The sequence below is a fragment of the Bartonella sp. CM31XJBT genome, from assembly GCF_028618555.1.
Classification (GTDB): Bacteria; Pseudomonadota; Alphaproteobacteria; order Rhizobiales; family Rhizobiaceae; genus Bartonella.
Map to the genome: position 1 here is coordinate 1 of NZ_JAQITD010000042.1, position 7,197 is coordinate 7,197.

6 protein-coding genes and 1 pseudogene are annotated in these 7,197 nt (G+C 43.1%); 2 read left to right on the forward strand and 5 right to left on the reverse strand.

Annotated features, from left to right (window positions below):
• A pseudogene (locus PVV63_RS09485) lies at nt 1–478 on the reverse strand (phage tail protein); the annotation flags it as partial.
• A 473-nt stretch (nt 479–951) separates the two neighbouring features.
• Between PVV63_RS09485 and PVV63_RS09490 the strand changes: the two are divergent.
• Nucleotides 952–1,473, forward strand: coding sequence for a Rha family transcriptional regulator (locus PVV63_RS09490; RefSeq protein ID WP_273791639.1), 522 nt, complete (start codon nt 952–954; stop codon nt 1,471–1,473).
• Nucleotides 1,474–1,519: 46 nt separating this feature from the next.
• On the opposite strand, the gene PVV63_RS09495 is transcribed toward PVV63_RS09490, so the two are convergent.
• Both PVV63_RS09495 and PVV63_RS09500 read right to left on the reverse strand, forming a co-directional pair.
• On the reverse strand, nt 1,520–1,846 hold the full coding sequence (locus PVV63_RS09495) for a HigA family addiction module antitoxin (RefSeq protein ID WP_273791640.1): 327 nt from the start codon (nt 1,844–1,846) through the stop codon (nt 1,520–1,522).
• Nucleotides 1,847–1,876: 30 nt separating this feature from the next.
• Entirely contained in the window at nt 1,877–2,152 is a 276-nt protein-coding gene (locus PVV63_RS09500) for a type II toxin-antitoxin system RelE/ParE family toxin (RefSeq protein ID WP_273791641.1), read from the reverse strand.
• A gap of 119 nt (nt 2,153–2,271) precedes the next feature.
• Here PVV63_RS09500 and PVV63_RS09505 point away from each other — a divergent pair, with 119 nt between their 5' ends.
• Entirely contained in the window at nt 2,272–2,451 is a 180-nt protein-coding gene (locus PVV63_RS09505) for a hypothetical protein (RefSeq protein WP_273791642.1), read from the forward strand.
• 343 nt (nt 2,452–2,794) lie between these two features.
• Here PVV63_RS09505 and PVV63_RS09510 read toward each other — a convergent pair whose 3' ends face one another.
• Nucleotides 2,795–4,141, reverse strand: a complete 1,347-nt coding sequence (locus PVV63_RS09510; protein WP_273791643.1) for a Bgr_08870 family protein — start codon at nt 4,139–4,141, stop codon at nt 2,795–2,797.
• 14 nt (nt 4,142–4,155) lie between these two features.
• Nucleotides 4,156–7,197 (reverse strand): DUF4815 domain-containing protein (locus tag PVV63_RS09515; RefSeq protein WP_273791644.1); only part of this gene is annotated, 3,042 nt, incomplete at its 5' end.

The following is a 7,197-nucleotide window of genomic DNA, read 5'->3' on the forward strand; positions in this document are numbered from 1 at the left end:
GGTTGGCAGTTGCACCAGTTCCATTCTCTTCACTATTCACACTGGAAGGGCGTTGATGTGTAAAGCCTGGAGCGATGAGAATGCGTGGTGTTTGTCCCACAATGGATTGCGCTCCAATCAAAGCATGGACGCCTTCATAAGCGCCATTTGCATTCACACCACCCAGAATATTGGTGAGTGTTGCATTTTCATTGTCACCTTCTTGCACGCGTACGACAACGACAATTGCCCCTACTTGTTTAAAAATAAGATCAAGGGCATTGGGTAAGGTACCTTGACGCTTACCCGTTTTATCCAGTTTAGCGGCTTGTGAAAGAGAGCCTGTTACCAAAACGGGTGTATTAAGAGGAAATGCTTGTTCATCTGCATCGGGCGCCGTGCCAACAATCCCGATAACTGCCGATTGTACCGCGCGAAGGGGGCGGGTGCCGTCGTCAACCTCGACAACTTCAACACCGTGTAGAAAACCTGTTGCCATACTTTATGCTCCTTTAAATGAGTGGTGAATTAAAATGAATGGGAAAAATGAGGGTTGGATTTGAAATCGCACCCTTTAAAACAGCAAATCATAAGGATTTTGGTTCACTCGCATTTCAAATGCGAGTGAATAGTAAAGGGTAGCATTTCAAATGCGATCCTTTGAAAACAACAATATGTAAAATAATTTTTTAAAAGCATATTGACACTAATAAACCCTCATGTTAGTCGAATCATAAGTGCTAGAAACACTAAACCATTAGCGGATAGGTCACGTAAGATCTCTCCCATGCATTTAAAATACTGATTGTCTTTTATGCTATTATTGGCATATAACGATTTTGTCGGGTGTAGCTATGCTATACAATACCTTCTCACGAGGGGAAGACATAGCGACGGACTAATGGCCGTGTTTCTAACGCCCGGCACCCTTGGGGGTGTCAATAGAGACATTAAAACCATTAGGAGTTCATCATGAACAATTTAGTGACAATCAACAATGCTGGTATTGCTGTTACAACTTCTTTAAAAATTGCAGAGGGTGTGGGTAATACGCATAAAACAGTTATACAGTTAGTACGCAATAATCGTAAGGATTTTGAAGAGTTTGGTTCACTTGGATTTGAAATCCAAGTGAGTAAAAGAGACGGTAAAGGTGGTCAAAAGAGAGAAGTTGCTATTCTCAACGAACCACAAGCCACTCTACTCATGACCTATATGCGTAACAATGATACGGTGCGTGCATTCAAAAAAGCCCTCGTCAAAGCTTTCTATGATTTAAAAAACCAATTAATTGATAATGATCGTGATACACGCTTTGATTTTCCAAGCAACTGGGATGAAATGGGACCTACTGAAAAAGCTGTTTATATTTATGGACCGCTTCACATGCATCTTGTTAAAGCCTTTACATTAGCAGAAGAGAGCAAACATTATAAAACGCTTGTTGAAGAAGCCAAGCGAGTTTTAGTAAGCCCTGTTGTAAAAGTAGCTTAAGTTAAAAACATGATTTTATCTCCTCGTCTTTGAGGCGGGGAGGTGGTTAATGGCTCTGTTCCATTTGTATATCCACTTTATTAGCTGTTAATGTTGGAATAGAAGAGACATCAATGTCCCTCAAGGCATGCCATGTATCATAATTGGCTTGAAGCTGTAGCCAAAGGGCTGGTCCATTTCCTAACAATTTACCAATGCGAGCTGCTGTTACGGCTGTGACTGGACGTTCTCCTTTAAGGATACCGTGCAAGTGCTGGCGTGATATTTGAAGAATCCTAGCAATTTCGGTTTTGCTTGCATTTAAATGTTCTAAGGATTCAGCTAAAATTTCTCCTGGATGAGAAGGACAACGATTAGGATTACGTGTGGTCATGGATAGTTTCCTTTACAAATCTTAAAACCTTCAGTGGTATTGCTCTAGATCAACATGGTAAACGTGTCTGTCTTTAAATTCAAAAGTGATACACCAAGGACCATTGATATGAATTGTGTAGCGAGTTGGAGTAAAGCCTTTAAGCATATGAAAATTATAACCTGGTACATTGATATCACTAACTTGAGAAGCAGCGTCAAGGGCATCAAGACGGCGAATAATACGCTGTTGAAGCCTGCTATCAATCTTACTTTTTCCTGTTTCCCAGAGAGATTGGAGGTCTTTATTTTTAAATGTTTTGATCATAGCAAACTCAACAACTTTATTTTAAGTAAGATGTAATGTATTAAGTGACAATTGTCAACAAAAATGTTACAATTTAATATGATTGATGCCAACACTGTGGAACTACAAGAATTTAAGAAATGAATATCAAACCAATTCGTACAGAGAGAGATTATCAAAAAGCTTTAGAGATTGTGTCTGCAATGTTTGATAAGCAGCCAGAAGTTAATACTCCAGAATTTGATAGAATGAAAACTCTTGTTTTGTTAATTGAAGCTTATGAAACAGAACACTATCCTGTTTCTCCACCTCATGCGTAAAGAGAAGAATAGGTGCATGGAGGGGATAAATTTGCACGTTAACATCAAGGATTTTACGACCATACCAACGGCTGTCTGATCAAATATTGCTAAAAACTTAGATCCCTTGCCATTCTTAATAAAGTGAATACGAAGTTTAAATTCTATTGTCATTTTGCTCTCCAAATCAATGAAGAGAGAATAACAACCATCACCATGCTCCATAAGCCTGACACTGTCAGTCAAAAAAAGCCCTTTCAAAGGGCTTTTAAAGAGCGATAAAAGGACTTAAAAACATATAAGCCAGCTTATACAACAGCTATCCATTTGACTTGTGTCATATCTTGGTTACTTGTGCATCCATTTATTCTTTCCATAATCTTATAAGAACAGCGCCATCAGCACCAGCACCGCTGTAATGCCCATCCCCGTTAGCACCAGCACCTCCACCCCCAAAACCACGCCCTGCTTTTCCTGAAGTATGGTAACCATCTCCCGTTCCTCCAGCGCCACCCCTTGATGTATCGCCCCCAGCATCACCTCCGTTACCACTCATTTCTGCATCAATTCCTTTCGTTCCAGCATAACCATTTCCGCCTTTGGCAAGTCCTAAGAGACCATCTGTTGCCCAACCAAAGTTCCCGCCAACTCCTCCAGTACCACCAGAACCTGAGTAACGGGATGATGGGCTGGAATAATAAGCACCTCCACCACCTTTTCCTCCTGTAGCTGTCATAAAATTTTTGCCAACGGTTGTTGTGCCTCCAGAATTTCCTGTCGCACCATGCTTTGCAACAGAAGTTCCTCCTTTACCAATGATGATATCCTCATGCCCGTTTAAACTGGCTTTATAGCCGTACCACACGGAACAACCTCCACCTCCTCCACCGCCGCCTAAGCAATAAGACCAAGAGCAACCACCACTACCGCCGCCACCCCAGGCTGTAATTTCGACTTTGGTTTTATCCGTGACCCAGTTGGGCCATTCAATTTTCCCATCTTGCGTATAAAGCAATTCAGCATCGGCAATAATGAGTTTATTAATCAAATCTTTTTTGATGTTTTTAATTTCCTGCTTGAGAATATCTATTTCTGATTTCGTATAAACAAGTTCTCCATCGACTCTCAAAGGTCCTTTAAGTGAGCTTCCGCTTGTACTTAAGTTAGTGATCATTTTGTTATTATGGGTAATATTCAATGATGTGTTTCCCAACAGTTCTAAGCCACCACTCATAGTGACTTTGCTGGTAAATTTATTGTAATTCTGCCACTCATTTGGACTTGTGAGGCGTCCATAGCTTGTCAGATCTTCATTAATCTTGGCTCTAAAATCATCAAGCCCCACAATATCTTCGGTTTTATGTTGATGTGCGCCTAACAGTGAGACAGCACTGCCAAAGGTGAAGTTATTATTGCTTGATTTATAGAGAACATAATTATTTGCGGCATCTTTTGCCCCCTCGATATCGCTTAAATCAGCAAATGAGAAGGTTTTATCGGCTGCCATTTTGCCTTTGAGAGCCGCTTCAAGATCGGCAACATCACTTATTGTATGCGTGTGTTTTAAAGGTGCTTTTCCCTCTACCTTTTCCTCAACAGCCAAAAGAGCTTGATCAATTTTGGTCAAGTTTTCCCGCAAGATTGGGAATTCAGAACTGATAAAGCGACCTTCTTTCGGCAATTCCATGTCGAGTTTTTTGGTTTTTGTCATCTCTCATTTTCCCCTCATAATATGCCGGCGCCAAAATCACGCACCATTGACCGTGCCGCCGGTCCACCGGTAAGCGTGAGTTTCAAGCGCGCTTGTTTGGCGCCTTTATCATTGCTGGTAAATTTTCGTTCTGTCCAAAGCGGTTCAGCGAGTTGTTCTGTTTCGTCAAGTTTCAAAGGGGTGAAAGCACCATCATCCAGCTGCATCTCCAATGAAAAGGTTGCACCGCCCGGTAAAAAGGTTTTGATATAGCTGGTCAATCTTGCTTTTTCACCAAAGGCAAAAGCACGCGTGACATAGGTAGCTTCCTTATGGATCTTTCCCGCAATCAATTGAACAGGCGCAAACAAGACGGGTGAGAGCTTTTCGGTGCCTTTGAGAATAGCGCGAAGCTTTATCTTTTCACTGATATATTCAGTAAGACTGAGTAATTGAAAGGGAAGAAGTTGATAAACCGTGCCATTGTTTCTTTCAATTTCAAAGATGACAGAACAATCGCTTGAAGGCAATTCAATGGCTGCGCGTATTTGCAAATCAGAGCAGTCAACAAGGTCAAAAGTGCCAAGATCAATGGTTTTTTCTGTTTGTGTATAGCGTGCCGCCAGCACTCGAAAGGCTAAAGCCTCATCTTGATGGGCGGTCCAGCTCCTAGCATTGACAGAAGAAAAGCGTGGACCGGTCACGTAAGGGTGGCTCGAGACGTATCTCTGGTGTTCTGCATCAAAATCTCCAAGCTTTGCTAAAGAGACGGAATGATCAGCATCATCGGTTTTAATGACAAAAGCCGTTAAACGGTCATCCATCACAAGGAGTGGTACATCATAGCGTGCCTCTGCCCAACCTAGCTTTGCGCCCTTCATAGAATAAAAGCTTTGCGCTTGAATATCGGCGGTCGGATAGCCATTTTCTGTGGTGACCAAATCAATCACCAGATCATGGTTCTGATTGCCGATTTTGCAAAGATGAAAGTCAATTCCGGTGATTTGCCGTGTTTCATCGGGGGTAAAGACTTGCGCTTGTGGATCGTCTTGTTCCCATATCTTCACCGTGGTGGTGCGCCGCATCACTTTCACATCAATCACGCCTTGCCCTGTAAAAAGACCCGTAGCAATGGTTCCACCTTTTCCCCGTGCCACAACATTTTTTGTGCCAGCCGGAATGTTTTGTGGAATCGTGAAAGTGCCTTCAAGGGTGCCTTTGCTATCTGCAACAAGCTTTGTTTTTGGTAAAACATTCACACCATCAAAGGTAAGACTTTCCAAGATTTCGCTACTGCCAAAACCTTCAATTTTGAAAGAAAGGGTAATTTGTCTCAAAAAATCGATTTTCTCTTGGGTTGCACTCACCAAATCATCACTGATTTCTGTTTTACGAACGCTTCTCCCACGGTTCCATCCCATGTTCAGTTGATTGGTCACGCTTGAGAGCCAATCGGTACGCTGTTCATGCCAAAAGTCTGTCGCGGGTTCAAGGGTTACTGTACCAGGTAAGGTCGCAAAATTTTGATAAGGATTGATTTTTTCGCAAGCCGTTGTCAACTCTTGCGCAATGATCACTTCATTTGTCCAGTCAAGCGTAACAGGCGCTTTTAAAGGAGCAGTATAGAATGTTGGGTCAATGGCAAGCTGTAAAATGCCGTTGCCTACAGCACCTGTTTGTTGAAAGCCTTCATCTCTGTAACTATCATCAAGAAAAGGGTCTGCAAACATGCCCTTTTTGGCAACGGGTTCTTTAGAGTCAACATTGCTTTTAATACGCTCTAATTGCATCAATCGATCAAGCGAAAGCACTCGTTGAAAATAGCGCCACATTTCATCATAGGGGGCAACCCGTGTGCCATCATTGACCACAACCGGCGTTTCAAGCCAATTGTTGGTAATGGTTGCAAGGGACAACACATCATCAGGGACACTGGGTGCCATGGGGTGATCTGATGAAACTCCTTTGATATATACGACATTGCCCCCCGTGTTCAGTCCTATGCGGTCAATGCGGGGGAGTTTGTAAGTGTAACTGACGATAATATCACCACCTTGCGCCCCACCTGAGACAGTGATTTCCTGTGCTGTTACTTTATCAGCGGTGATTTTTGCGCGGTAACGGTAAGTCACCTTATAGCTGCTCCCCGCTAAAGGTTCGTCTCCCACGGGTGCCCAATCAATGGTGTCTCCGGTTTTTTTAAAATCTGTGCCTTCTTTAAATTCCTTGCTTCCTTGAACGATTTTGATAAACGCGGTGATGCTTTTATCAGGAACACCATCACGCCCAGCGGCAACGGCACCACGGGTGACGTTAACGGTTTTTTCTTTTGTCAACAAAAGAGACTGAATATCGGCAATAGGAAAATAATAGGGTTTAAAGGTAAAACTTGTTTTCCCTTTTGAAGGCGCAAAAATATGCGTTTCGCTAGGAACAACGCTTGTCGAAAAATCTTGCATCTCTTCATGGCGCAAGGCGGCAAGGCGTTTACGTTTAAAGCCATTGATATTGGCTTCTCCTTCTTGAATACTAAACACTTGGCAACCATTATTTGCTCCCAATGCGCTCACACGGCAGCCACTCACGATATAATGCCCATGGGCGCGGTCGTACGTCGCAATAGCTTGCATGGCGGGTTCAAGGAGTGAGGGTGATTTTTGATCAATCAGAACACCATCTTGCAAGATATAAACGGGAAAGAAAGTGCCATTCTGCTCATCCTCTTTTAGTGCCCAAACAAGCTGTGCTGTTTCGCGTGCGGCACCAGGCTCTCCTTCTGCCAATGTGCCAGGGACTTGCCCCAACAACTCTGGATCATCCTCATGGGTTATCCATTTTTTTTGCAGCTTCACACCAATTTCCAAGCGCCCAATCATGGCAACATTGTTGAGTACAGCGGGTGCAACGGGGAAAATATCGCCTGCGATATAAATTTTGCCATCCGTTAACGTTACGGTCCTTGTCTCTTTGTTGACAAAAGCATCAGCCCGTTCAACGCGGTCTCCTTCTTGTGCCACAAGGCGCCCCAAGCGGTCATGCCGCCCCCTGATGATGGTTTGAACCTCATTGAGTTCACC

Coding starts and splice junctions, on each gene's coding strand:
- PVV63_RS09490 (WP_273791639.1), top strand. CDS start 952: ATGAACAATTTAGTGACAATCAACAATGCTGGTATTGCTGTTACAACT.
- PVV63_RS09495 (WP_273791640.1), bottom strand. CDS start 1,846: ATGACCACACGTAATCCTAATCGTTGTCCTTCTCATCCAGGAGAAATT.
- PVV63_RS09500 (WP_273791641.1), bottom strand. CDS start 2,152: ATGATCAAAACATTTAAAAATAAAGACCTCCAATCTCTCTGGGAAACA.
- PVV63_RS09505 (WP_273791642.1), top strand. CDS start 2,272: ATGAATATCAAACCAATTCGTACAGAGAGAGATTATCAAAAAGCTTTA.
- PVV63_RS09510 (WP_273791643.1), bottom strand. CDS start 4,141: ATGACAAAAACCAAAAAACTCGACATGGAATTGCCGAAAGAAGGTCGC.